The organism is Yersinia vastinensis (assembly GCF_044905075.1).
GTDB classification, from domain to species: domain Bacteria; phylum Pseudomonadota; class Gammaproteobacteria; order Enterobacterales; family Enterobacteriaceae; genus Yersinia; species Yersinia vastinensis.
In genome coordinates, this window is record NZ_CP173260.1 from 2,285,695 (window position 1) to 2,311,993 (window position 26,299).

Genomic DNA, 26,299 nt, shown 5'->3' on the forward strand with positions numbered 1-26,299 from the left:
ACAGTAGCGATAGCATTAAAAGTTACCCGTGTCCCGGCGCCAAGCATCTGCGGTTAATGCTTCGCCAAAATGGCTGGAAATCAATCGCTTGGTGAGGTCGTGCAGTGGGGCGGCCAACACTTCTGCGGTACTGCCACGCTCCACCACTTCTCCTTCATGCATCACAATCACCTGGTCACTGATATGTTTCATCATCCCCAGATGCTGAGTCACATAAATGTAAGAGATGCCGTGCTTTTCCTGTAGCTCTAACATCAGATTAATAATCTGTGAGCGCATGGACATATCCAGTGATGCTAGCGCTTCATCAGCAACGATGACTTTAGGTTGCAGTATTAATGCTCGCGCCAGTGCAATACGCTGTTTCTGCCCGGAGGCTAACATATGTGGGTAGTAATTTGCGTGATCGGGTAACAACCCCACTTGCCGTAATGTCTGGTAGATGCGTTGCTCGCGTGCTGCGGCATCTAAATCGGTATTCAGCTTTAGTGGGGCATCCAGCAATTGGCCGATACGTTGGCGCGGATTCAGTGAGGTGCTGGGATCTTGGAAAATCATGCGAATGCGCTGGCTACGATAAGCGTAGTCGCCGTAGACCAGACGGTGGTCATCAATTAATAATTCGCCTTGAGTGGGTTCAATCATGCCAGACAGCATTTTGGCTAAAGTGGATTTACCTGAACCGTTTTCGCCAATCACGGCCAGTGTTTGCCCCTCACGCAGAGTAAAGCTGACCGATTTAACGGCTTCAACATGTTGACGACGGAATAACCCCGTACGATAGCGGAAGGTTTTGCTCAGGTTACGGACTTCGAGCAGGGTCTCAGCCATTATTGCTCCTCCAAGTTTAAGGGGAAGTGGCAGGCAAAGGCATGATTTTTAACCGATCGTAAGCGTGGTGTTTCAATACAGGTTTTCTGTGCATAAGGGCAGCGAGGCCCCAGACGGCAGCCGACCGGCAAATGTTCCAGTGATGGAATCGCCCCCGGTAAAGTATTCAGCCGGCTTTTATGGGGTAAAGAACGGCCAAAATCGGGCATCGCGCGGATCAGCGCTTGAGTATAGGGGTGGTGTGGGGAGGCCAGCAGCTCCTCGCAAACGGCACTTTCTACAGTTTGGCCACAATACAGCACATTGACCCGTGTCGCCCATTTACTCATCATCTGCAAATCATGGCTGATCAGCAAAATAGTGGTGTTGTTGTTTTGGTTCAGTCGGGCCAGCAGGCGGAAAATTTGCGCCTGAGTGGTCGGTTCCATTGCATTGGTCGGTTCATCAGCGATCAGTAGTCGTGGCTGGTTTGCCAAGGCGATCGCTATCATCACTTTCTGGCATTCCCCTTCAGTCAGTTCATAAGGGTAGCTGCGCATAATATCTTTGTGGTCTTTGATACCCACACGGTGTAACAACTCAATAGCTCGACGTTGACGCCAATGAAATCGTTGCCACCAGCGGCCTTTGTAAGTCCAGCCGGGAATAGCTTGCAACAGTTGCCGACCAATACTCTCAGAAGGGTCCAGACAAGATTGCGGCTCCTGAAATATCATTGAGATATTATGGCCGATCACTTTACGCCGCTCGCGTGGCGTTAATTGCAGCAGATCAATGTCATCAAAGCGAAAACGGTCAGCTGTGATGCGCCAGTTATCTTTGCTGACCCCACAAATGGCCTTGGCAATCAAACTTTTACCCGATCCGGATTCACCCACTAAACCACGAACTTCCCCCTCCGTCAGCGTAATGCTAATACGGTCAACCGCTTTTACCATTCCCTCGGAGGTCATAAATTCGATGGTGAGGTTACGAATATCAAGTAATGGCATTATTCCACCCCCGCATTGATTGCTCGGCGCATCCCATCACCCAATAGATTTACCAGTAGCACACTGACCAAAATAGCCCCACCGGGGAGCATGACTGTCCACGGCGCAACATAGACTAAATCCAGTGAATCACCCAACATTGCTCCCCATTCGGGAGAGGGTAATTGCGCCCCAAGATCAAGAAAGCCTAAAGCAGCGATATCCAAAATGGCCATTGATAATGCACGGGTAAATTCTGTCACGAGTACGGCGGCGATATTAGGGAAAATGGCATAGGCCAAAATATGAGGTGTGGAAGCACCGTCCAAACGAGCAGCAATCACATACTCTTTATCTAACTCATCATGCACTGCGCTATAAATAGTTCGAACCATTCGGGGCAGCAGCGCCAGCCACACGGCAAACATAGCATGCTCTAAACTTGGCCCGACAAAGGCCACGACGATGATGGCGAGCAGCAATGAGGGAATGGAGAGCAATGTATCGAGTACGTGATTAAGAATGGCTGAACGAAAACCATGAGTGATACCGGCAAAAACACCGAGCACTACACCACACAGTGCGGCTGCAAGAGTGACCAACAGCGCGGAGCCATACGTTGATGCCGTTCCTGCCAATAAACGGCTTAAAATATCTCGACCTAAATCATCAGTGCCGAGGAAGAAAGAGACATTGCCATAACGCGACCAAGAGGGCGGGAGCAATTGATAACCCAAAAATTGTTGGTCGAGAGCATAAGGCGCTAATGTGCTACCCAGTACACACAGCAATAGTAAGCCGAGGACGCCGTAAAAACCCACCATCGCCAGGCCATCAGAATAGAAAAGCCGCCAAGTATAGAGCAACGGGCTGGGCATTTTCTTCTCGCGGTAGACATTATCGAAGGGCATACCATTCCTTATGCTTTAACGGCGTCATCATTGCGCCCAGAATATCTGACAGTACGTTAATGACGATGACCAACGAACCGACCACCATCACACCCGCTGAGATTGCGGCGTAATCTTGCTGACGAATGGCATTAATCAGCCAGCGGCCCAACCCCGGCCAGTTAAAGACCACTTCGGTTATCATCGCCAGCGTCAGCATGGTTGAAAACTGTAGCCCTAATTTAGGAATAATAGGTGGCAGCGCATTATGCAGCACATGGCGACGAATAATAGTAAACCGTGATAAGCCACGGGTGGCCGCGGCTTTAATATAGTTTTGCCCGATAACATCATCGGTGCTGGTGCGCATCAAGCGGATAACTTCAGTTGTGGGGGCGACGGCCAGCGCAGTGATAGGCAAAATCATATGCTGAAGTGCGCTTATCATCATCTCTTTACGATAAGGTGAGGGTGATAACCATGCGTCAACCAACGCCAGCCCAGTGACAGGTTTCACCTGATATAACAGATCAAAACGGCCCGAGACGGGCAACCAGCCTAAATGCAACGAAAAGAACAACATCAGCAACAGAGCTAGCCAAAATACCGGGATTGAGAAGCCGAGCAATGCAATGGAGCTGATCGCGATATCGGCAAACTTACCGCGCATCACACCAGCAATAATCCCTAATGGGATACCAACAAATAGCGCCAGCGTAAAGGCTAAAACACACAGTTCCATGGTGGCAGGAAAAGCTTCGCGCAATTGCTCGCTGATCGGTTGGCCATTAATGCTGGAAACGCCAAAGTCCCACTGAAATAGGCTACTGAAATAAAAACGGTAGGCATCCAACAGTGCAGCACCATTTAGCGGTGCGTGAGGGGTAAAGTAGCTCAGGCTAAAACTGACCAGTGATAGCATAAACAAGGTTATCACCAGCAGTAATAAGCGCCGTAAGGTGAAGATGATCATGGCTTTTTGCCCTCATCGCTCTCGCGGAACACGCCAGCAAAAGAAGAATTGCCAAACGGGCTTAATACCAAACCTTTAATATCATAGCGGTAAGCCTGTAGCCGTAAGGATGATGCCAGTGGTAGCAGAGGTAATTGCTGCTCCAGAATGCGTTGAGCTTGCTGATAATATTCAATACGTGCCGATAATTGCTGGGAACGTAATGCTTTTTGCAGCAACTCATCAAATTCTGGATCACACCAGTGAGCATAGTTTGTTTGCGAACGAATTGCTGCACAGCTTAATAATGGTCGGAAGAAACTGTCGGGATCGTTACTGTCGGTTGACCAGCCAGAGAGCGTCAGATCGTGATTCATTTCCATCAGACGTGCTTCCTGGAAGCGTCCTTCGACGGGCACAATATTTACGGTAATCCCAACTTGCGCTAAATCCGCTTGTATTAACTCCGCCGTTTTTAACGGGCTGGGGTTATAGGATTGCGATGCTGTAGGCACCCATAAGTTGAGTTGTAGCTTAGTAATCCCCAACTCTTTGAGTATCTCTTTGGCTTTTTCCGGATTATATTCAGTGACTTGAGCTTGGTTGTCGTAAGCCCATGATGCTCTTGGCAAAATAGAGGCTGCGGTCTCCGCCGTGCCGTAATAAATTGATTGCATCAATCGCTGATTATTAATAGATAAAGCAATAGCCTGCCGTACTCGCGGATTATTTAGCGGAGGTTTGCGGGTATTGAACGCCAGATAGGCCACGTTCATGCCTGGGCGCAGTGTCAGCCGTAAGCGTGGATCATCACGTAAAATAGATAACTGGCTGGCTGCCGGATAAGCCAATACATCGCACTCGCCGGTCAGTAATTTAGATAGACGGCCAGTACCGCCAGCCCCCAGATCAATCACCACCTGAGGCATGCGTGGCAAGCCTTTCCAATAATCGCTATTTCTGAACAGGCGGATATATTGCCCAGAACGGTATTCGTTCAACAAGAACGGGCCGGTGCCAACAGGTTCACGGTCAATTTGTTCTTGGCGACCCTTTTGAGTTAAAACGTCAGCATACTCGGCAGAAAGTACCGGTGCATAATGTGTCGCCAGATGCCAAAGGAAGGAAGCGTCAGGAGCTTTTAGTTTAAATTCAACGGTATAGTCATCCAGTTTTTTGACGCTCTGGACCGCATCAGCAAATTGTAAACTATCAAAATAGGGATACTCCCCGCCGTTGACATCATGGTAAGGGTGATGTGAATCAAATACACGCTGGAAACTGAATACCACATCATCGGCATTCATCATCCGGGTGGGTTTGAACCAGTCAGTGGTCTGGAATGGGACATCTTTACGTAAATGAAAACGGTAAGTGGCACCGTTATCCAGCACTTGCCAACTTTCCGCTAATTCAGGGATGAGCCGATAAGTATAAGGGTCGACATCCAACAAACGGTCATAAAGTTGGGCGGCCAGTGTGTCGATGGTTAATCCGCTGCTCGCCATCTGCGGGTTAAAGGTATTAAGTATCCCGCTGACACAATAGACAAAACCGCGCTGACGGATATCCGGCAGTGGTTGAGTAGGTTCGGCGGCTGGGGCAGGTTGTGCCAGCGCCGGAGTCGCAAGACAAGCCAGCGACAGCATCCAAATCAGTAAAGCACGCATAAACGCTTTCGCAGTAAGTAAGCAATACTCTTAGTGTACCGTAATCTGGCACGCCCCCCAATCCATTGAGCAAAACAACTCTTTATTGCGCAGAACATCAGCGCACTTTGCTGGTTATTGCAGCAACTCACTGGAGTAACCAGTAAATTATTGTTTATTCACTAAGAAATGATGGCGCAATTAGCCGCATGAGGGGATCTCGGCCAGAAATGCACATAATTCCAACAGAATTAGTATGGAAATGAGAAAAATTCTCAACAAAGTGTTTGCAACTGCTATTGATAACCATTATCATCACTTTGCTCTTCAGGACAAAGCCAGTTGTTTCAGGCTTTTGACAGAAAAGCACGACATTGCTCACATTGCTTCCAGTGTTTTTTTAAGCCAGCTCGGGTGCTGGCTTTTTTTTTGCCTGCAACTATGTCCCTTCATATAATCCATTAAGGTTGCTCTCTATCCCCCGTCAGCATGGCATGCTTTTTTAGCATGCCGCGTAATTGATGGTAGGTTAGCCCCAGCAAATCCGCCGCCTTACGTTGATTAAATCGTGCCTGTTCAAGGGCATGCTTTAGCATCTGTTGTTCACTGTGATGTAACCATTGTTTAAGGTTGAGAGGGAGTGCGGGCAGGGTTGATAATGGTGCCGCTGCCATATCGACATTGTGGTTTTCGGCCATCGCGGTTTTCGTAGTCAGCCGGGGGGCAAAAGGATTAATAATAATATTATCCAGCGGCTGATTGCTGTCCCCATGGCGATAGACTGAACGTTCGACCACATTTTTAAGTTCACGTACATTGCCGGGCCATGGGTATTCCAATAGCTGCGATTTCGCCAGTGGTGTAAAACCGGGGAAAAGTGGCAAACCTAGCTCCCGGCACATCTGAATGGCAAAGTGTTCCGCCAGCAACATGATGTCTTGCTGTCGCTCACGTAAAGGGGGCAACTGCACCACATCAAAGGCGAGGCGGTCGAGTAAATCGGCGCGGAATTTTCCGGCAGCAGCTAAAGCGGGTAAATTGTCATTGGTCGCACACACAAGTCGAACATCGACTTGCAGTGGTTGACTGCCACCGACACGTTCTAAATGACCATACTCAATGACGCGCAGTAACTTTTCCTGCACTAACATGGGCGCAGTGGCCAATTCATCTAAAAACAGCGTGCCGCCGTCGGCTCGTTCAAAACGGCCCAGATGGCGCTTTTGTGCCCCGGTGAAAGCACCCGCTTCATGACCAAACAGTTCAGAATCGAGTAAATTTTCATTCAGTGCGGCGCAGTTAAGTGAAATGAACGGCCCCTGCCAACGGTCAGATAAGTAGTGCAAACGGTGAGCAATCAGCTCTTTACCGGTTCCCCGCTCACCAATCACCAATACGGGCTTATTCAGTTTTGCCAGCCCAGAAACTTGCTCCAGCACTTCAACAAACGAGTTTGCTTCACCTAACAGGTTTTCTACTTGCTCATTCATGATGAGATTCGCCAATAGTTGGTTAAAGTAATCACTCTACATTTTATCTCAAAACAAGCAAAAATATTTTTTTGTTATTTTTCAGTGCATTAAGTTTTATGAAAAGTTGGCACGACTCTTGATTATAGTTATCCCAAGAATGTGATGTGTTATTCCACAAAGCTATCGGAATGGATATAACCAGACGCCGGTATATCAAAGAGCCAATAAGTTAAAAGAGGATGTAAATTATGGGTATTTTTTCTCGTTTCGCCGATATCGTGAACGCCAACATCAATACATTACTGGATAAAGCTGAAGATCCGCAGAAATTGGTGCGGCTGATGATTCAGGAAATGGAAGATACGCTGGTTGAGATCCGCTCAACATCAGCCCGTGCGTTGGCAGAGAAAAAGCAGCTGCTACGCCGCATTGAAAACAGCGAAAGCTTGCAGCAAGAATGGCAGGATAAAGCCGAGCTGGCTCTGCGCAAAGATAAAGAAGACTTAGCTCGTGCGGCACTGATTGAAAAACAGAAGGTCGCGGACCTGATTAAAGTGCTGACGGGTGAAATGGCTGCTGTAGAAGAGACCCTAGAGCGCATGAAGCAGGAAATCACGGAGTTAGAAAGTAAACTGACTGAAACGCGCGCGAGACAGCAAGCATTGACCTTGCGTCATCAGGCCGCTGCATCATCCCGTGATGTCCGCCGTCAGCTTGATAGTGGCAAGTTAGATGAGGCCATGGCACGTTTTGAGCAGTTTGAACGCCGCATTGACCACATGGAAGCAGAAGCTGAAACTGTGGGTGTTGGTAAACAAAAGTCGTTAGACAGTCAATTTGCCGAACTGAAAGCTGATGATGAAATTAGCAAGCAACTGGCTGCGCTGAAAGCGAAAATGAATTCAGCTGAGTAAGTTTTTATAATGCTATCGGGCCGCCAGGAAAAGGCGGCCTGCAATGATAAAAATGCGGAAACCCGCTATCAAGATGATTAAGGGGAATGAATGAGTATCCTGTTTCTTGCCATACCGCTGACGATTTTTGTGTTGTTTGTTGCACCGATTTGGTTATGGCTGCATTACAGCAATCGCCAGCAAAGTGGTGCTCAACTTAGCCATCAGGATATGCAGCGCTTATCACAGTTAACGGATGATGCCCGCCGGATGCGTGAACGTATCCAGACATTGGAAGAAATTCTTGATGCGCAGCACCCTGATTGGAGGCAGTCATAATGGGCGATATTTTTAAAAATAATGTGTTGAGTAGCAAAAAACTGTACCGAGTGCCTGAAGAGGGCATGATCAAAGGGGTCTGTGCAGGTCTGGCACACTATTTTGATATTCCGGTGCGATTGATCCGTGTGATGGTGGTGCTATCACTCTTTTTTGGCCTGTTCGTGTTTACCATTGTGGCCTATATCGTACTGACTTTTATGCTGGAACCGGCTCCCGCAGCCAGTTTCAGCGAACATCATGAAGCAACACCAAGGCAGTTACTGGATCAACTTGAATATGAATTGGGGGCGGGAGAGCAGCGTTTGCGCCAAGTTGAACGCTATGTGACCTCCGAGACATTTGGTGTACGGAGTCGCTTTCGTCAGTTGTAATGTAATCCAATGAGTTAGCCTGCCGGAGAGTATCAATATGAACAATCATTCTGCTCGCACCCGTGCAGGTGTAGTATTAACGACAATAGTTAAGATTATTTTTACTGTTGCATTAACCTATGGCCCCGCCGGTGCCGCAGGTCTGATAGTAAAAAATGTCAGCCGCAAACCCCTGCGCTGGTTGCTGTTGATGATGCTGGAACCCATGCTAAAACGGGCAATGGGGGCAGCCGCGGGTCAATTTGCCAAGGAGAAGCATGAAACGACTGCAAAATGAGATTACTTCATTGGTTAACCGCGGGATGGATCGCCACCTGCGGTTAGCGGTAACCGGCCTGAGCCGTAGCGGGAAAACCGCATTTATTACATCTTTAGTGAATCAATTGCTTCATGTCCACAGTGGTGCTCGTTTGCCGCTGTTTTCTGCTGTGCGCGAAGAGCGGTTACTGGGTGTTAAGCGCGTGCCGCAACGTGATCTGGGTATTCAGCGTTTTACTTACGATGAAGGTTTAGCCTCGCTCTATGGGACGCCACCCAATTGGCCAACACCGACGCGGGGGGTTAGCGAAATTCGCTTAGCTTTGCGGTTTCGTTCCGGTGATTCGCTTTTGCGCCATTTCAAGGAAACATCGACACTGTATCTAGAAATTGTCGATTACCCGGGTGAATGGTTGTTAGATTTACCTATGTTGGAGCAGGACTATTTAAGTTGGTCGCGCCAGATGGCGGGGTTGCTACAAGGGGACCGTGTTCAGTGGGCCGAACCTTGGCTGACACTGTGCAAACAGTGTGATCCATTAGCGCCAGCTGATGAGAATCAGCTGGCTGCTATTGCTCAGGCTTATACCGATTATCTGATTCGTTGCAAAAATGAAGGACTGCATTTTATTCAGCCGGGGCGTTTTGTGTTGCCCGGAGATATGGCAGGCGCGCCAGCTTTACAGTTTTTCCCGTGGCCTGATGTTAATGATTTGGGGGAGTCACGGCTGGCACAGGCGGATAAACACTCGAATATAGGGATGTTACGCGCCCGCTTTAACTATTATTGCAACTCAGTAGTGAAAGGCTTCTATAAAGAGCATTTTGTCCGCTTTGATCGGCAAATAGTGTTGGTAGATTGTCTGCAACCGCTAAACAGTGGGCCGCAAGCATTTAACGATATGCGTTTGGCGTTGACACAATTGATGCAGAGTTTCCATTACGGAAAGCGCACATTGTTCCGCCGCTTATTCTCCCCCTGTATTGATAAGCTGATGTTTGCCGCCACCAAAGCGGATCACGTGACAGCGGATCAGCATGCCAATTTGGTTTCCTTATTACAGCAATTGGTACAGGAAGCGTGGCAAAATGCGGCGTTTGAAGGTATTAGCATGGATTGTGTTGGGCTGGCCTCAGTACAAGCTACGGAAAGTGGCATTGTTGAAAGTCATGGGCAGAAAATACCCGCATTGCGAGGGCATCGCTTGAGTGATGGGGCGCCATTGACGGTCTTCCCCGGTGATGTACCCGCTCGCTTGCCGGGAGCGGCTTTTTGGCAGCAGCAAGGATTCCATTTTGATGAATTCCGTCCACAGGCCGTCAATGTGGACAGCCCATTGCCACATATTCGCCTCGATGCGGTGATGGAATTCTTATTGGGAGATAAATTGCGATGAGCGAGCCTTTAAAACCACGGATCGATTTTGAACAACCTCTGCAACCGCTGGATGAACCGGTATTAAAAGCTGCACAGGATTTCAGCCAACAAGCGGCCGAGAACTTCTATCCTGCAGCTCCAGAACTGGATGCGGAAAATGAAGAGGGTCGGGTCGAGGGGTTAGTGAACGCAGCGCTGAAACCGAAACGCAGCTTGTGGCGTAAAATGGTGACCGCAGGCGTGGCACTTTTTGGTGTCAGTGTGCTCGCGCAATCAGTGCAATGGGTTAATCAGGCTTGGCAGCAACAAGATTGGATTGCATTAGGTGCAACGACCGCTGGTGGATTGATCGTTCTGGCGGGGGTAGGTTCGGTCGTGACGGAGTGGCGGCGTTTATACCGCTTGCGGCAACGGGCTGAAGAGCGAGACATCGCGCGGGAACTGTTAGTTAGCCACGGCATTGGACAGGGACGCGCGTTTTGTGAAAAATTAGCGCGTCAGGCGGGGCTGGATCAAGGGCACCCGGCGTTACAGCGCTGGCAAGCCTCGCTACATGAAACCCATAATGATCGGGAAGTTGTTGAACTCTATGCCAAGCTGGTGCAACCATCATTGGATAATCAAGCTAGGGCGGAAATAAGCCGTTATGCGGCAGAATCCGCATTAATGATAGCGGTCAGCCCATTGGCACTGGTAGATATGGCTTTTATCGCTTGGCGGAATATTCGCCTGATTAATCGTATTGCTGCTTTGTATGGTATTGAGCTGGGATATTTTAGCCGTATTCGTTTGTTCCGTTTGGTGCTGCTGAACATTGCCTTTGCCGGGGCCTCAGAATTGGTTCGGGAAGTGGGCATGGATTGGCTATCACAAGATTTGGCTGCGCGGTTATCCGCTCGTGCTGCACAAGGTATTGGTGCTGGCTTACTGACGGCGCGGTTAGGTATTAAAGCGATGGAGTTATGCCGCCCGTTACCGTGGTTGGGTGATGACAAACCGAAATTAGGTGATTTTCGTCGGCAGTTAATCAGCCAGTTAAAGAATACGTTGCCAAAGAAAGATAAGCTCAATCAGTCGTGAGGAGCCATTCTTTGGCATAGGCATTATTTCAGGCGGGGATCAAAGGCAAAAGAGAGGGGCTTGACGCTGTTCAAACACGCTTGAAAATCTTTATGCCGGGGGTTGATCAGCAAATTATTTTCTGATGGCACCAGTGTGGAGGGAACCAGTAATCCAAGTGATGTTTCTGATTCCAGCCACTCGGTGCCGATATCCATCGTAGCGGCTGGCGCGGGATCACTGCGCCAATCTGTCGGCCAATCTTGTGGTTGCAACAGCATAATGTTGCTGTCATCAACGTCCATCTGAAATAATTCGAATTCACTCAGTGTTGAGCTGTCTTGGATATGCACTAAGGTTTCCAGCATGGCCAGAGATACACTGCTGGCCAAATAGATAGCGGCATGCCCTTTATGATTCCAACGACCCCCATAAATATCTGCACCATAGCCGGTCCAGGTTGATGCAAGATAGTGGCGCATCACAATGCGGTAGGACATCATAAAGATTGGCCTGTCAGGCGGTATTTCATCGTACGCTTACCCCTTTAAACTACGTTTCCCTGTAATGGGTGGTTGAAGATTCATTTCCTTTTGGCTTTCAGCTACGAAAATACGCCATGCTCTAATCGCCCAATTAAATCACAAACTTCCAATGCGCCGGTTTCGGTTTCCAGCAGAGAGTCCGGGCTGCGGTGACCAAGACCCTTAATCGGGGTAGACATCCAAGTGATGGCTTTGCCTTTATCTCCCCCAAACAGATCGACTGCGGCATCCATGACACGGACGAAACGGGCGATTCGCTCGCTCTCTTCTGGTGTAAAACGGCCATCATGCGTGCGTCTACGGGTTAGACTACGGCTGGGAATACCGGTCGCGCGCAATATCTCTGCTTTAGGTATGGAGGCCCAAACATGGATGCTGTCGATGACATCAACAGAGAATCCCATTTTGATACTGTCGACCAATACAGTGCCACGGCTGGCGGGTAAGCCAATCTCACGCCATAGCGCGCCTGTTTTGGTCGCTGGGGCAGGGTGATATGTTCTCATGTAACCTCCTCGGTCAATTGGCTACATCCACTATAGCCACTTGGCCGATATAAAGCAAAGTGTCACTTGTCATTGACGAAGATATTGGCGCGACTAGGCATTATATTATTCTGAATTATTAATACTAAAACTAATAAGTCGCTGTATATAGTAATGATTGGCGTTGATGATCATGCCTTTCTGTGCTTTATCGAGGAAAAAAAACAGCAAAAAGCCGATTCCTGTCAACTTTTGCTGACAGACTGCTTCATCAGCGCGGGGGGACAGGGTATTATCTTTAACAGATATTCCGCACCTGCCATAGATAAGGTCGATACTGATGCGCTTGGAAGTTTTTTGCGAAGACCGACTCGGTCTCACCAGAGAGTTACTCGATCTCTTGGTTTTACGCAGCATTGATTTACGGGGGATCGAAATTGATCCGATTGGTCGCATTTACCTGAATTTCTCCCAACTGGACTTCAGCGTATTTAGTGCATTGATGATGGATATTCGGCGTATTGAAGGTGTTACTGACGTCCGAACTGTCTCCTTTATGCCATCAGAACGTGAACACCGTTCATTGCGGGCGTTGCTTGAGTCCATGCCTGAGCCAGTATTTTCCATCGATTTGAAAGGTAATCTTGAGTTAGCTAACCCAGCTGCTCGCGAACTTTTTTCCCTCAATGAAGAGAAAGTTCGCCACAAAACAGCAGGCAGCCTACTTGGGGGGTATAATTTCGCCAGGTGGTTTGATGGGGGAGAGACTGCCCCTCATACTGAACGGGTGTTGATCAATAATCAGGATTACCTGATGGAGATCACGCCGATTCAGCTTGAAGATGAAAATCAACAGAATCAAACCGTGGGGGCCGTGGTAATGCTGAAGTCTACCGCCCGCATGGGAAAACAACTGCAAATCTTATCGATTAATGATGATACTGAATTTAAGCAGATTGTTGCGACCAGCGCGAAAATGCGCCATGTTCTTGATCAAGCTCGGAAATTAGCAATGCTGGATGCCCCCTTGTTATTAGTGGGCGAAACTGGCACGGGTAAGGATCTATTAGCACGAGCTTGTCATCTGCGTAGCCCTCGAGGAAAAATGCCGTTTCTCGGTCTCAACTGTGCATCAATGCCTGATGATGTCGTTGAAAGTGAATTATTTGGCTATGCCGCAGGGGCTTATCCGAATGCCATTGAGGGCAAAAAAGGTTTCTTTGAACAAGCCAATGGTGGCTCGGTTCTCTTGGATGAAATCGGCGAAATGTCGCCTCGCATGCAGATAAAACTGTTACGTTTCCTTAATGATGGTACTTTCCGCCGTGTTGGGGAAGAGCATGAAGTGCATGTTGATGTGCGGGTTATCTGTGCGACTCAAAAGAATTTGGTGGAGTTGGTTCAACGCGGGGAATTTCGCGAGGATTTATACTATCGCCTCAATGTGTTGACGATCACTTTGCCGCCGCTACGAGAGCGTCAGGCCGATATTATGCCACTGACCTCGCTGTTCGTTGCCCGTTTCTCTGACGAACAAGGTGTACCTCGTCCGAAGTTGGCTCCTGAACTCAGCAACTTCCTGACCAGTTATGGCTGGCCCGGTAATGTGCGGCAGCTTAAAAATGCTATCTACCGTGCTTTGACTCAGCTAGAAGGGTTTGAACTGCGACCACAGGACATCATTTTACCGGAATTTGAGGTTGAAGCGGCTCTAGGGGATGAAGTGCTCGATGGTTCACTTGATGACATCAGTAAACGGTTTGAACGTTCAGTTTTAACGCGCCTTTATCGTAATTATCCAAGTACTCGTAAACTGGCCAAGCGGCTGGGTGTCTCCCACACGGCTATTGCTAATAAGCTGCGTGAATATGGCTTAAGTAGTAAGCGGGTAGCCAATGATGAAAATGAAGACGAATAAGTGATTAACGCAAGCGATGCGGCTGAAGTGTCGTGTCAGAAAAGCTAACGTTGGCGGCGATAAAAAACGGCTGTACCCGATGGGACAGCCGTTTGCGTCTTCATGAAAAGCGGAAGTTTGCGGTTATTTCAACGATGCCAGAGCAGCATCATAATTTGGTTCGGTCGTGATTTCGTTAACCAACTCACTGTAGATAACATTATCTTGACCATCCAGAACCACTACAGCGCGTGCGGTCAAACCGGCTAATGGGCCTTCAGTGATGGCTACGCCGTATGCTTGTTTGAATTCAGCACCACGTAATGTTGACAGTGTAATAACGTTGCTCAGACCTTCAGCACCGCAAAAACGTGATTGAGCAAATGGCAGGTCAGAGGAGATACAAAGAACGACGGTGTTCTCAAGTTCGCCAGCCAGTTGATTGAATTTACGTACGGATGCGGCGCACACGCCGGTATCGATACTTGGGAAGATGTTCAGAACCTTACGTTTACCAATGAAGCTGCTCAGTGCAACATCAGATAAATCTTTCGCGACTAATGTAAAATCTTTAGCTTTATCACCGGGTTGCGGGAGTTGACCTGCAACGGTCACTGGATTGCCTTGGAAATGTACTGTCTGTGTCATTATTTGATCCCTTTTACAGATGTGTAACACGAAGTTCAGTTTAAGGTAACAATGGCGGCTTGGATATGAGAAATTTGCCAAATAATTGAGATTTTACTGACGTCGGGTTCTGACACCTGACGTTAACGCCTGAATTCTATCGAGGACCCCTAATGAGAACCATGCGTTGTTATCCTGAGGCTTGGCCTCTACATTCTGCGTTTGTTATCTCCCGCGGAAGCCGTACTGAAGCCAAAGTTGTGGTTGTCGAAATTGAAGAAGGGGGAATCCGCGCATTTGGTGAATGTACGCCATATCCTCATTATGGAGAAAGTGAATCTTCTGTGATGGCGCAGTTGGCTTTGGTGGTGAGTGCCATCGAATATGGTGTGTCGCGCGAAGCTCTACAGCAGTTATTGCCCGCCGGTGCGGCAAGAAACGCAGTGGATTGTGCGTTGTGGCAGTTGGAATGCTTACAGAATCGGCAAACTCTGTGGCAGAGGACTCAAATCCCTGCGGTTTCTCATATATCCATGGCTCAGACAGTCAGTATTGGCACCCCGGAAGCGATGGCTTATAGCGCAAGTGCGCTGGCACGTTTGGGAGCTAACCTATTAAAAATAAAGCTCGATGATCATCTTATTGCCGAGCGTTTGGTGGCAATCCGCAGCGCCGTGCCAGATGTGACATTAATTGTCGATGCTAATGAAGCCTGGCAACCAGAAGGTTTGGCGGCGCGTTGTCAGTTACTGGCTGACTTAGGTGTAGCAATGCTTGAGCAGCCTCTGCCGGCAGGGATGGATGATTCTTTGCAGAATTTTATTCATCCGCTGCCTATTTGTGCTGATGAGAGTTGTCATACGCGAGCTGACTTAGCCGGTCTGGTTGGCCGCTACGACATGGTTAACATCAAACTGGATAAAAGTGGCGGATTAACCGAGGCACTATTATTGGCCGAGCAGGCAAAATCACTGGGATTTGCCATTATGCTCGGTTGTATGTTGTGCACGTCACGGGCTGTCCGCGCGGCATTGCCACTGGCGCCTGGGGCGCGTTTTGTTGACCTCGATGGCCCAACATGGTTGGAACGCGATGTCGACGAGGGTCTGCACTTCGCCACGGGGGCTATCGATTTGTCGGTTTAATCTGCCAATGTCAGTAAATCAATCAATGCGTTTAGGTAACATTCACTGGCTTCATCTGCCGAAATCGCGGGTAACTCGGCAGTAATACAAGGCAGTTCGCGCTCGGCACACCAACTTCCAAATGAACCCGGTGTGGCGTAACCCACACTGGTGACAAGCGGTAATGCGAAGTTTAGTGCAAGCCGTTCGCCCAATGCCGAGCTATCAGGGTCTTCGATACAAGCCAATGGCTCATGGAATGAAACAACCCAGCGGGGCGATAACTGCGTAATTAATGTGCATAACGCTTGTGTCTCAGGCTCGGATCCTGCGTGCTCTCCTGTTGATAGCACCACATCACGTGCATTCGCAGCACTGTTCCAGCGATATACCGTCTCCCCACCTTGCCAATTTTGAGTCGGGAAATTGCGGTTAAGATCAACGCCATTAGCATTTGCCCTCAACCCCAGTTGGCAACCATCAGGGTTAACTGCCAAGATAACATGGTGGCGCTGCTGCTGTGGTGAGATGCTGCGTAACGCACAAGAGAGCGCAACAATTGCCGCACTTTCATCACCATGAGTCCCTGCAATAATCAGCCCGGTGTCAATCGACGGATGAGGGGCAGGGAAATAAAGCAGTGGCGCACCCAATAGAGACTGGCCGTAATGTTGCCCTAGGGTCAGCAGTTTTCCCCGTGCTGGGCGGGGGCGATATAGGTTCATAGTATTTTCTGTTATTCCAAATACAGTCATATTAGATTTAACATAGCATCTAACATTATTACTTTGAATCAATAAGATAAGTTATTTTGTGGTAGACAAGATAATGATTCTAAGAAAAATGAGGGGTATATGGCGATTTGATTGTCATGGTAGGTACTGGATGCATTCGAAACGATTCGATATTTACCGTCGTCATGATGGTACTTAATCTGCTAGTTTATGGTTATTCGATTTTTTACTTTCGCTGAAATGGAACAACAACGAAAAGGTTAATCAATTATGCGCTATTTCCGTTATGCATTGTGTGCCGCATTGGTTGGCACAGCGCTGGGCGCGGCAAATGCTGCTGATGTCCCTGCGGGCACCGTACTGGCTGAAAAACAAGAAATTGTTCGTCATATTAAAGATGAACCTGCCTCTCTTGATCCGATGAAGGCCGTAGGATTAATAGAGGCGCAGGTTGCCCGAGATTTGTTCGAAGGGTTGGTTAATCAAGATGCGCATGGTCAGATAATCCCGGGGGTTGCGACTAAATGGCAAACTGCCGATAACCAAACCTATATATTCACGTTGCGTAAAGATGCGAAATGGTCCAATGGCGACCCAGTGACCGCACAGGATTTTGTTTATAGCTGGCGTCGTTTAGTCGATCCTAAAAGTTTATCTCCCTTTGCTTGGTTTGCCGAGCTAGCAGGGATGGAGAATGCACAGCAGATTATTGAAGGGAAAATGCCACCGGAGACTTTGGGTGTCAGTGCCGTTAATGATTACACACTTAAAGTAAAACTCAGTAAACCCGTTCCATATTTCCCAAGTCTGACAGCAAATTTCAGTTTATTTCCCGTACCTTCCTCGGTAGTTGAAAAATATGGCAGTGACTGGACAAAAGTAGGGAATCTGGTTGGGAACGGTGCATTTAAATTACAAGACCGAGTGGTAAATGAAAAATTAGTATTAGTCCCTAATGAACATTATTGGGATCATGCTCGAACCGTGCTAACAAAAGTGACATTCATTCCAATTAATCAGGAAGCGAATGCGACTAAGCGCTATCAGGCGGGTGATATCGATATAACAGAATCTTTCCCGAAGAATCTGTATCAGAAGCTATTAAAAGATATCCCTGATCAAGTGTATACACCTGACCAATTAGGAACTTACTATTACGCATTTAATACACAGCGCGCACCGACCAATGATGTACGGGTGCGTAAAGCGTTATCTTATGCAATCGATCGAAAAGTGATTGCTGAAAAAGTGTTAGGTACTGGGGAAAAGCCAGCTTATCACTTTACGCCTGATGTCACTGCTGGTTACCATCCGGTCGCAAATTTATTACAGCAACAAGATCAGGATGAATTAAATGCGCAAGCCAAGGCGTTGTTGCATGCCGCAGGATATGGCCCTGATAAACCGCTAAAATTATCACTGCTATACAATACGTCGGATAATAATCAGAAATTAGCTATTGCTATAGCGTCAATGTGGAAGAAGACATTGGGTGTTGATGTCAAAATGATTAATCAAGAGTGGAAGACCTATATTGATAGCCGCAACACCGGAAATTTTGATGTTGTCCGTGCGTCATGGGTTGGGGATTACAATGAACCCTCTACCTTCCTTTCACTGCTGACATCGACTCACAGCGGCAATATTGCCAAATTTACTAATGAAAATTATGACCGTTTACTCAGTGAAGCAGGGAAACAAACCAACCCTAAAGCATTAAGTGATGATTATAATAAAGCTGAACAGATTATTGCAGAGCAAGTGCCAATTGCCCCAATATATCAATTTACCAATGGGCGTTTAATTAAACCATGGGTGAAAGGCTACCCTATCACTAACCCTGAAGATGTGGCATATAGCCAGATGCTGTATATTATTAAGCACTAGTCATATCGTTTTGTGATGAATTGATAATAGAATACCGCCGGTATCACCGGCGGATTTTAGTTGTTAACATCGAACTGCGCATATTAAAAAATAGGTTATGTTGTATTTCGCCGTTTTGGCACAATGGCTGATATGGAAATCATGAAACCACTCAATGATGCGACTATCAATGGGAAAATAAACGCATCTGATGACCTCAATGGATTTTTTATATCGATAATAATCACAAAAAAGAATGAACTGGTCGCGAAAGTTGATGATGAATACAGCTCATTAAGTTTATATTGCAAATTTTCTAATGAAAATGGCGGTGTCTTTTTTGAAATGCAATCCCAGATAATGTGTATCAACATATAAGAAATACAGATAATACAGTAAAACTTAGTCAACTCATCTGTTGTTTGTGGTGAGTACCAGTGGGAAGAAAGTGGTTCCAATTTAGTTCACCAAAACTTGTCTCAGATAGACACCCGCAATAAGTGCGCCTCCAATGGCTGCAAATGTCAATGCGAGGGAAGCAGTGACCGTTAATGTGGGCACTAAAAATGACAAACCGCCGGTCAGTGCAAACCCAGCCCCTGCGCCACCAATTAATGCTTTCATTAACGTAATGAAGCTGATTTCCATAATCAATATTCCTTGAATATACAACGTGGTAACTGCACAAAATTGTACATCAAAGTCCGCATTACTCCCGCTGACTTTATCCTTATGCATCCTTAAGCCAGTCGTTGAATATCAATGCTTTTATACTAAACCTCATGACAAATAAATTGAGTGACTACAAGAAAATCATTCACGATGCTGCCTGTGATTTTATTGGCGATTGAGGCTATCCGAGTTCACCACCTTTAAAGATAAGGTTGCTAGCGCTACACTGAGCTAATTGCATGATAAATGCCGAAATAGAGGATGTTGTCGTGGATGTAGTCGAAGGAAAAGCACTTCAGGTTTCTGATGCCGTTTATGCCTATCAGCTTGATGGTAAAGGGGGGGTGACATCAATCAGCACTGATGCCATTGCCACTGCGGAGCAGCCTTGTTGGTTGCATCTGGATTACACACATCCAGAAAGTGCGGCCTGGCTGCAAAATACGCCGTTACTTCCCGAAGTTGTTCGTGACGGCCTTGCCGGTGAAAGTGTTCGCCCCAAGGTAACTCGCTTGGGTGATGGCACGATGATAACGTTGCGCGGGATTAACTTTAACAACGATGCCCGGCCTGATCAGCTAGTCACTATTCGGGTTTATATGACAGATAAACTGATTATCTCAACCCGACATCGCAAGGTGTACTCCATCGATGATGTGCTGAATGATTTGCAAAGTGGCACAGGCCCAACAGACAGCGGCAATTGGCTGGTGGAAATTGTCGATGGTCTGACCGACCACACCAGCGAGTTTATTGAAGATTTGCATGACAAGATTATCGATCTTGAAGACGACCTGCTGGAGCAAAAAATCCCCCAGCGTGGGCAGATGGCACTGCTACGTAAACAATTGATTGTACTGCGCCGCTATATGGCACCTCAACGCGATGTTTTTTCCCGCTTGGCCAGTGAGCGCTTGCCGTGGATGAATGACGATGACCGGCGTCGTATGCAAGAAATCTCAGAGAGACTGGGGCGCGGTTTAGAGGATTTAGACGCCAGCATTGCGCGTACAGCGGTTTTGTCCGACGAGATTAGCTCATTAATGGCGGACGCAATGAACCGAAGAACTTATACCATGTCACTTTTAGCCATGGTGTTTTTACCCACTACGTTTTTGACCGGATTATTTGGCGTTAACCTTGGGGGAATTCCGGGGAATACTGATTCCTTTGGTTTTGCGACGTTTTGTATGATGTTGGTGGTTTTGGTGCTCGGTGTTGCCTGGGGGTTAAAGCGCAGTAAATGGCTCTAATGGGTAAGAAGACGACGAGGAAAAGAGTATGCCAGATGGGGGGCTAATCACTGCAAAATTGAGCCATATCAAGATTTGACGGTTATGACTCAGGCATTATCACTTTGCAGGTGAATGCAACGTCAAGCGATGGGCGTTGCGCTCCATATTTGTAATACTTTTATTTTGAATTACTGCATAGCACATAATTGTTACGATGCCGATGTTGTTTCAACATCGGCATTTTTTTATACATTTTTTGTGTACAAACAAGCAATAAGACCCAAAAACGATTCGCCTCGTCACTATCCTATGGCAAGGCGATATCAGTTAGCCGCTTATTTTATTTCTAGCACATCAAGACGAACCAACGGCTGCTTTTCACTCTCTTCATCATCTTCAGGTTGCCAGCCAACGGGTTGCAGTGGTAACTCTTCACGGTCAAAAGCCAAATCACCACCATCCACAATGTCGCTGTCATGAGTAATGCTTTTAAAATCAAATAATTTATGGTCATTCAAATGCGAAGGTACAACATTTTGCATTGCACTAAACATGGTTTCGATGCGCCCCGGATATTGTTTATCCCAGTCCCGTAACATGTCTTTAATCACCTGACGTTGCAGATTTGGCTGAGAGCCGCACAGGTTACAAGGAATTATCGGGTACTCTCTGGCAACGGCAAAACGTTCAATATCTTTTTCACGGCAGTAGGCTAGTGGGCGGATCACTACATGTTTGCCATCATCACTCATCAGCTTTGGCGGCATGCCCTTTAATTTCCCGCCATAAAACATGTTCAGAAACAGTGTCTGCAAAATATCATCGCGATGGTGACCTAACGCTATTTTTGTTGCCCCAAGTTCGCTGGCGGTGCGGTACAAAATGCCACGGCGCAGGCGTGAACACAGTGAGCAAGTGGTTTTCCCTTCAGGGATAATGTCTTTCACTATCCCGTAGGTATTTTCTTCAACAATTTTGTACTCTACACCTTGCTTATCCAGATACGCTGGCAGGATATCTTCAGGGAAACCCGGCTGTTTCTGATCGAGATTTACAGCAATCAAGGTGAAGTTAATTGGCGCGCTTTTTTGCAGGTTTTGCAAAATATCGAGCATGGTATAACTGTCTTTACCGCCCGACAGGCAGACCATGACACGGTCACCTTCTTCAATCATATTAAAATCGGCAATCGCCTGACCCACGTTACGGCGCAGACGCTTTTGCAATTTGTTCAAATTGTATTGTTCTTTTTGATTAACCACTTGTTTCTCTTGCATTTGTTCGTGACTCATATCCAATTAGGAGCATAACGGGGCATTGTTGCGCACAAGTTTATCATTCAATAAGTGCATGTATTAGTATTTTAATTTATACGTGACTCATTTTGAGTGAGATATTGAGTGATGACTTATACGAAACCATTTGAATTGACTACTGTTATTAATAATTATCTCACCATCAATATCAACAAAGTCCGTAACGGTCCATATTATTGAAATGAAATCCGCACTATATTAGATGTTGCTATATGTATCGTGCCGAATAAATTAAATACTGAATTTGCGCTAAGTTTTCATCTAATTTAATACGGTGGTATTTCAACGTTGGGGTGGTGCGCAATAGAATAAGGTACAAAATAAAAAGCCAGTCAGTAGGGCACTGGCTGGCTGTGGAGTTAACGCATTAACCTCATCTACTATTCTGCGGAAGTTTTCTCCGTTTTGCCCGCAAGCAGGCTCAAGAAGTCATAGCGTTTTTTCAGGTCTTGTTCGGCCGCAGCATACAGTTGTGCCGCCACCTCAGGTTCTTGGGTGTTAAGCCGACGGAAGCGTTGCTCATTAAGCAATGTGGTCGTTAAGTTACTGCTTGGTGGGCGAGAGTCCAGTGCTAAAGCAGCTTTCCCTTCATCTGCACGGCGCGGATCGAAGCGGTACAGTGGCCAGAAACCGGTGGCAGTTAATTGTTTCATTTGATCATGGCTGTAGGCCAGATCATAGCCATGTTCTTCGCAAGGGCTGTAAGCAATAATCAGAGATGGGCCAGGATAGGCCTCGGCTTCCTGAATGGCTTTCACCGTCTGATTCAACTGTGCGCCTAATGAAATTTGCGCCACATACACATGACCGTACATCATCATGCTGACGCCCAAATCTTTGCGCGCTTTACGCTTACCGTGTTCGCCAAATTTGGTCACAGCGCCCAGAGGCGTCGCTTTAGATTGCTGGCCACCGGTGTTGGAGTAACACTGAGTGTCGAGTACCAGCACATTGACGTTTTCGGTCAGACTCAATACGTGGTCAAGCCCACCAAAACCGATGTCATAAGCCCAGCCATCACCGCCAATCAACCAGATAGATTTATCCACCAGATAATCAGCATCAGTGGCTAATTGCAGGGCATCATCTCCCGGGATTTCGCGTAATAACTGACGTAGTTGTGTGACCTGTTCGCGACGTACTTCTGGTGTTGCTTCTTGCTCAAGTAATTCGCTCACCAAATCTTGCGGGAGTTGAGGTGCCAGTTGATTGATCAAACGAATGATCCGTTGACGATGTTGATCGACCGTCAGACGAAAGCCCAAACCGAATTCAGCATTATCCTCGAATAGCGAGTTAGCCCATGCAGGGCCACGGCCATCGGCATTGGTGGTATAAGGCGTGGTGGGGAGGTTGCCGCCATAGATTGAAGAGCATCCAGTGGCATTGGCAATTAACAAGCGGTCGCCATATAACTGGGTCAGCAATTTAATATACGGGGTTTCACCACAGCCGGAACAGGCACCCGAGTACTCAAACAGTGGCGAAATAAGCTGCGAAGTTCGGATATCGATGCGTTCCATTTGGGTTTTATCGATTTCTGGCAATTTCAGGAAGAAATCATAGTGTGCTTTCTCTTCCTCCAAATGCTCCAGTCGCGGTTTCATGTTAATCGCTTTGATTTCTGGATGTTGACGATCTTTTGCCGGACAAACTTCATAGCACAGATTGCACCCGGTACAATCCTCTGGTGCGACTTGCAGCACATATTTCTGACCACGCATATCGCGGGCTTTAACATCCAGCGATTGCAAGCTATCAGGTGCCCCCGACATCGCCTCTGGTTGTACTACTTTGGCACGAATGGCCGAGTGCGGGCATGCAGCGACACAGTGGTTGCATTGAGTACAGAGATCAGGCTGCCAAATAGGAATATCTTCAGCAATGTTACGTTTTTCCCACTGTGTCGTCCCCACCGGCCAAGTACCATCCGGCGGAAATGCGGAGACAGGCAAAGCATCCCCTAAACCAGCCAACATCGTGGCGGTGACGGTTTTAACGAAGTTTGGTGCGAGATCAGAGACGATCGGTGGGCGCATCGGGCTATTTTCATTAATGGGTTGCAGTGGAATTTCCACTAACGCATCCAAAGTGGCGTCAAGTGCCTGCCAGTTGCGAGCCACAATCTCTGGCCCTTTATTACTGTAACTGCGGTCAATCGCAGCCCGTAGTTGCTCTTGCGCCATCGCCGTTGGCAATATTTGTGTCAGATGGAAGAAGGCCATTTGCATGACGGTGTTGATACGCGCACCTAACTTGCACTCGCGCGCAATTTTCGCCGCATTAATCACAAACAGGCGAGCTCCACGCTGATGCAAAACTGCTTGAACTTCCTGTGGCAGGCGCTGCCACATTTCATCTGCACTAAAAGGAGTATTAATTAGAAAGATACCGCCGGGTTTTAGGCGTTCAGCCATCTGGTAGGTATCGATAAACTGCAACTGGTGGCAGCCAACAAAATCGGCATGGCTGACCAGATAGGCTGAGTTAATGGGTGTCTCGCTGACACGCAAATGTGAGACCGTCAGGCCACCGGCCTTTTTGGAGTCATAAACAAAATAGCCCTGTGCATACAGCGAGGTGCTGTTACCAATTATCTTGATATTATTCTTTGTTGCAGAGACCGAGCCATCACTGCCCAGGCCATAGAATAGGGCTTCCAATGTGGCGCGTTGCTCAATTTTCTCGTCAGTCAACGGTAATGATAAGCCAGTGACATCGTCAAAAATGCCCACAGTAAAGCGCGGACGTGGCTGATCTTGCGACAATTCGCGGAACACAGCCAATGCACAATCTGGGCCAAACTCTTTGGAAGATAGCCCATAGCGGCCACCGATAACTTTGGGCAATGTCGCGCGTTCGCCACGGCTATAAGCCTCTGCCAGTGCAGTCATCACATCAAGATAGAGTGGTTCGGCCAGTGCGCCCGGCTCTTTGGTGCGATCCAGCACAGCAATGCTAATCACAGATTGAGGTAGGACACTCAGCAGATGGGTGGCGGAGAAGGGCCGGAATAACCGAACTTTCAGCATGCCCACTTTCTCACCACGGGTTAGCAGGCTATCAATGACTTCTTCACAAGTCCCTATTGCTGAACCCATCAAGATAATAACGCGTTCAGCCTGCGGGTGACCGTAATATTCAAATGGCTTATATTCACGCCCAGTTGCTTCGGCAAACGCTTGCATCGCATCAGCAACATGTTGATAAGTATCGTTATACCAAGGGTTGGTCGCCTCACGAGATTGGAAATAAGTATCAGGATTGGCTGAGGTGCCCCGAACCACAGGATGATCAGGGGAAAGGGCTCGGCTGCGGTGGTCGTCTATCGCTTTTTGTGGCAGTAACTGACGCAGAGTGTCATCACTTAGCGAGACAATTTTATTGATCTCATGAGAGGTGCGAAAACCATCAAAGAAATGAATAAATGGAATACGGCTATTGAGTGTTGCCATCTGAGAAATGAGGGCAAAATCTTGCGCTTCCTGCACACTGCTAGCACAAAGCATTGCACAGCCGGTTTGACGAACCGCCATAACATCGGAGTGGTCGCCAAAAATAGACAGCGCATGGGTGGCGATGGTCCGGGCGGCAACATGAAGAACAAAAGGTGTCAGTTCGCCAGCCAGCTTATACAGCGTTGGGATCATCAACAGCAATCCCTGCGATGAAGTAAAGGAGGTCGATAGCGCTCCGGTTTGTAGTGCACCATGTACGGTAGCAATCGCACCGCCTTCAGACTGCATTTCAATCACACGAGGGACATCCCCCCAGATATTGACTTTGCCATCACCAGACCACGCATCTGCTTGCTCGGCCATGGTGGAGCTTGGCGTGATAGGGTAGATAGCAATAACTTCACTGGCACGATAGGCCACAGAAGCGACAGCACTGTTACCGTCAGTAGTAATCATTAATTTGTACCTTCACATTGCTTGTCATGCAGAGAATCGTGCCTTTCTGCATATTGAAATTTATTGGGTATATCTGGCTATTTGAACTAATAATGAAATTCTAGCAGAGAGTATTTTTGCCAGTTATCGCATTTGTGTGACGGTGGGTATCTCATACTATGCAGAAAATAAGGAATCTCATTGGTCTGGGGGTATATCACCGTCATCAGATAATAATTATTACAATTAGAAAACTATTTATGATTGTAATTAGATGTCGCGGGCAACCAAGCTGGACAATTAATGCACTTAGATTAAGTTTATTTGTGAAATAATTGTGAAGTGGAAATAGATTTAATGAACATTTAATCACTGACGGGCATAATGTCGACCCAATACTGAAATATGAGAGTGATAATGAGTGGTTTCATGTATTTAATGATGGCAATCGTGGCTGAAGTTGTGGCAACGACAATGTTAAAAGCCTCTGATGGTTTTACCCGTTTGGTGCCCTCTATTGTGGTCGTGATTGGCTACGCTATCGCATTTTGGGGATTATCACAGGTCGTAAAAACCATGCCATTGGGGATTGCTTATGCGATTTGGTCGGGGCTGGGGATTGTCTTAGTATCAGTTGCTGCCACATTTATGTATCAGCAAAAGCTGGATTGGGCCGCAATTGTCGGTATGACGTTGATTATTGCCGGAGTATTGGTCATTAATTTGTTGTCAAAAACGCCGATGCATTAATCCTCTATGGCAGATGCGGGAGCAGTTATCTGATTTCCGCGTTATCGCAGCTAAAACGATAACGCGGTGTAAGTCTTGGGACGGGTGGA

General features: G+C 47.4%; 24 protein-coding genes. 11 read left to right on the plus strand and 13 right to left on the minus strand.

What is annotated here, in order from left to right; all coding sequences use genetic code 11:
• Positions 1-15 precede the first annotated feature (15 nt).
• From sapF to pspF, 6 genes are all read right to left on the minus strand, one after another.
• Complete coding sequence (gene sapF, locus ACIOG0_RS10750; protein ID WP_050097608.1) at positions 16-831, minus strand: putrescine export ABC transporter ATP-binding protein SapF; 816 nt, start codon at positions 829-831, stop codon at positions 16-18.
• Entirely contained in the window at positions 831-1,823 is a 993-nt protein-coding gene (sapD, locus tag ACIOG0_RS10755; protein ID WP_050097609.1) for a putrescine export ABC transporter ATP-binding protein SapD, read from the minus strand. Before sapD ends, sapF begins: the two co-directional genes overlap by 1 nt.
• Positions 1,823-2,713, minus strand: a complete 891-nt coding sequence (gene sapC / locus ACIOG0_RS10760; RefSeq protein WP_050097610.1) for a putrescine export ABC transporter permease SapC — start codon at positions 2,711-2,713, stop codon at positions 1,823-1,825. The genes sapD and sapC overlap by 1 nt, the downstream gene beginning before the upstream one ends.
• Complete coding sequence (sapB, locus tag ACIOG0_RS10765) at positions 2,700-3,665, minus strand: putrescine export ABC transporter permease SapB (RefSeq protein ID WP_050139570.1); 966 nt, start codon at positions 3,663-3,665, stop codon at positions 2,700-2,702. The genes sapC and sapB overlap by 14 nt, the downstream gene beginning before the upstream one ends.
• Complete coding sequence (gene sapA / locus ACIOG0_RS10770) at positions 3,662-5,314, minus strand: ABC transporter substrate-binding protein SapA (RefSeq protein ID WP_050097612.1); 1,653 nt, start codon at positions 5,312-5,314, stop codon at positions 3,662-3,664. Before sapA ends, sapB begins: the two co-directional genes overlap by 4 nt.
• Before the next feature lie 440 nt (positions 5,315-5,754).
• Positions 5,755-6,783 (minus strand): phage shock protein operon transcriptional activator, encoded by a 1,029-nt coding sequence (pspF, locus tag ACIOG0_RS10775; RefSeq protein ID WP_050097613.1) that lies wholly within the window; start codon positions 6,781-6,783, stop codon positions 5,755-5,757.
• A 230-nt stretch (positions 6,784-7,013) separates the two neighbouring features.
• Between pspF and pspA the strand changes: the two genes are divergently transcribed.
• From pspA to ACIOG0_RS10805, 6 genes are all read left to right on the plus strand, one after another.
• Complete coding sequence (gene pspA, locus ACIOG0_RS10780) at positions 7,014-7,679, plus strand: phage shock protein PspA (RefSeq protein WP_050097614.1); 666 nt, start codon at positions 7,014-7,016, stop codon at positions 7,677-7,679.
• Positions 7,680-7,769: 90 nt separating this feature from the next.
• Positions 7,770-7,997: an envelope stress response membrane protein PspB gene (gene pspB, locus ACIOG0_RS10785; RefSeq protein ID WP_032910193.1), complete on the plus strand. Its 228-nt coding sequence runs from the start codon at positions 7,770-7,772 to the stop codon at positions 7,995-7,997.
• Positions 7,997-8,371, plus strand: coding sequence for an envelope stress response membrane protein PspC (gene pspC, locus ACIOG0_RS10790; protein ID WP_050097615.1), 375 nt, complete (start codon positions 7,997-7,999; stop codon positions 8,369-8,371). Before pspB ends, pspC begins: the two co-directional genes overlap by 1 nt.
• A gap of 37 nt (positions 8,372-8,408) precedes the next feature.
• On the plus strand, positions 8,409-8,648 hold the full coding sequence (gene pspD, locus ACIOG0_RS10795; protein ID WP_050097616.1) for a phage shock protein PspD: 240 nt from the start codon (positions 8,409-8,411) through the stop codon (positions 8,646-8,648).
• Positions 8,629-10,026, plus strand: coding sequence for a YcjX family protein (locus tag ACIOG0_RS10800; protein WP_050139569.1), 1,398 nt, complete (start codon positions 8,629-8,631; stop codon positions 10,024-10,026). The genes pspD and ACIOG0_RS10800 overlap by 20 nt, the downstream gene beginning before the upstream one ends.
• Positions 10,023-11,087: a YcjF family protein gene (locus ACIOG0_RS10805; protein WP_050097618.1), complete on the plus strand. Its 1,065-nt coding sequence runs from the start codon at positions 10,023-10,025 to the stop codon at positions 11,085-11,087. Before ACIOG0_RS10800 ends, ACIOG0_RS10805 begins: the two co-directional genes overlap by 4 nt.
• A 23-nt stretch (positions 11,088-11,110) precedes the next feature.
• Here the strand turns inward: ACIOG0_RS10805 and ACIOG0_RS10810 are convergent, their stop codons facing one another.
• Both ACIOG0_RS10810 and xre read right to left on the minus strand, forming a co-directional pair.
• Positions 11,111-11,569, minus strand: a complete 459-nt coding sequence (locus tag ACIOG0_RS10810) for an RES family NAD+ phosphorylase (protein WP_128451686.1) — start codon at positions 11,567-11,569, stop codon at positions 11,111-11,113.
• A gap of 101 nt (positions 11,570-11,670) precedes the next feature.
• Positions 11,671-12,117, minus strand: a complete 447-nt coding sequence (xre, locus tag ACIOG0_RS10815) for a type II toxin-antitoxin system antitoxin Xre (RefSeq protein ID WP_050097620.1) — start codon at positions 12,115-12,117, stop codon at positions 11,671-11,673.
• Between the two features lie 319 nt (positions 12,118-12,436).
• Between xre and tyrR the strand changes: the two genes are divergently transcribed.
• Positions 12,437-14,014: a transcriptional regulator TyrR gene (tyrR, locus tag ACIOG0_RS10820; protein WP_050139565.1), complete on the plus strand. Its 1,578-nt coding sequence runs from the start codon at positions 12,437-12,439 to the stop codon at positions 14,012-14,014.
• Positions 14,015-14,137: 123 nt separating this feature from the next.
• On the opposite strand, the gene tpx is transcribed toward tyrR, so the two are convergent.
• The gene (gene tpx / locus ACIOG0_RS10825) at positions 14,138-14,641 is read right to left on the minus strand and encodes a thiol peroxidase (protein ID WP_050097622.1); all 504 of its coding nucleotides are present in this window, start codon (positions 14,639-14,641) and stop codon (positions 14,138-14,140) included.
• Between the two features lie 152 nt (positions 14,642-14,793).
• Here tpx and ycjG point away from each other — a divergent pair, with 152 nt between their 5' ends.
• Positions 14,794-15,765 (plus strand): L-Ala-D/L-Glu epimerase, encoded by a 972-nt coding sequence (gene ycjG / locus ACIOG0_RS10830; RefSeq protein WP_050139564.1) that lies wholly within the window; start codon positions 14,794-14,796, stop codon positions 15,763-15,765.
• On the opposite strand, the gene mpaA is transcribed toward ycjG, so the two are convergent.
• Positions 15,762-16,469: a murein tripeptide amidase MpaA gene (mpaA, locus tag ACIOG0_RS10835; RefSeq protein WP_050097624.1), complete on the minus strand. Its 708-nt coding sequence runs from the start codon at positions 16,467-16,469 to the stop codon at positions 15,762-15,764. The two genes, ycjG and mpaA, sit on opposite strands and share 4 nt — an antisense overlap.
• Before the next feature lie 279 nt (positions 16,470-16,748).
• Here mpaA and ACIOG0_RS10840 point away from each other — a divergent pair, with 279 nt between their 5' ends.
• Positions 16,749-18,365, plus strand: coding sequence for an ABC transporter substrate-binding protein (locus ACIOG0_RS10840; protein WP_050097625.1), 1,617 nt, complete (start codon positions 16,749-16,751; stop codon positions 18,363-18,365).
• A gap of 438 nt (positions 18,366-18,803) precedes the next feature.
• On the opposite strand, the gene ACIOG0_RS10845 is transcribed toward ACIOG0_RS10840, so the two are convergent.
• The gene (locus tag ACIOG0_RS10845; protein WP_050097758.1) at positions 18,804-18,992 is read right to left on the minus strand and encodes a hypothetical protein; all 189 of its coding nucleotides are present in this window, start codon (positions 18,990-18,992) and stop codon (positions 18,804-18,806) included.
• 293 nt (positions 18,993-19,285) lie between these two features.
• Here ACIOG0_RS10845 and zntB point away from each other — a divergent pair, with 293 nt between their 5' ends.
• Positions 19,286-20,269 carry a zinc transporter ZntB gene (zntB, locus tag ACIOG0_RS10850; RefSeq protein ID WP_050097759.1) on the plus strand — a complete coding sequence of 328 codons (984 nt, stop codon included), beginning with the start codon at positions 19,286-19,288 and terminating at the stop codon, positions 20,267-20,269.
• Positions 20,270-20,586: 317 nt separating this feature from the next.
• On the opposite strand, the gene ttcA is transcribed toward zntB, so the two are convergent.
• The gene (gene ttcA, locus ACIOG0_RS10855; RefSeq protein WP_050097627.1) at positions 20,587-21,528 is read right to left on the minus strand and encodes a tRNA 2-thiocytidine(32) synthetase TtcA; all 942 of its coding nucleotides are present in this window, start codon (positions 21,526-21,528) and stop codon (positions 20,587-20,589) included.
• A 419-nt stretch (positions 21,529-21,947) separates the two neighbouring features.
• Positions 21,948-25,481 (minus strand): pyruvate:ferredoxin (flavodoxin) oxidoreductase, encoded by a 3,534-nt coding sequence (nifJ, locus tag ACIOG0_RS10860; protein ID WP_128451685.1) that lies wholly within the window; start codon positions 25,479-25,481, stop codon positions 21,948-21,950.
• 396 nt (positions 25,482-25,877) lie between these two features.
• Between nifJ and ACIOG0_RS10865 the strand changes: the two genes are divergently transcribed.
• Positions 25,878-26,210 carry a multidrug efflux SMR transporter gene (locus tag ACIOG0_RS10865; protein WP_050097629.1) on the plus strand — a complete coding sequence of 111 codons (333 nt, stop codon included), beginning with the start codon at positions 25,878-25,880 and terminating at the stop codon, positions 26,208-26,210.
• Positions 26,211-26,299: the final 89 nt, after the last annotated feature.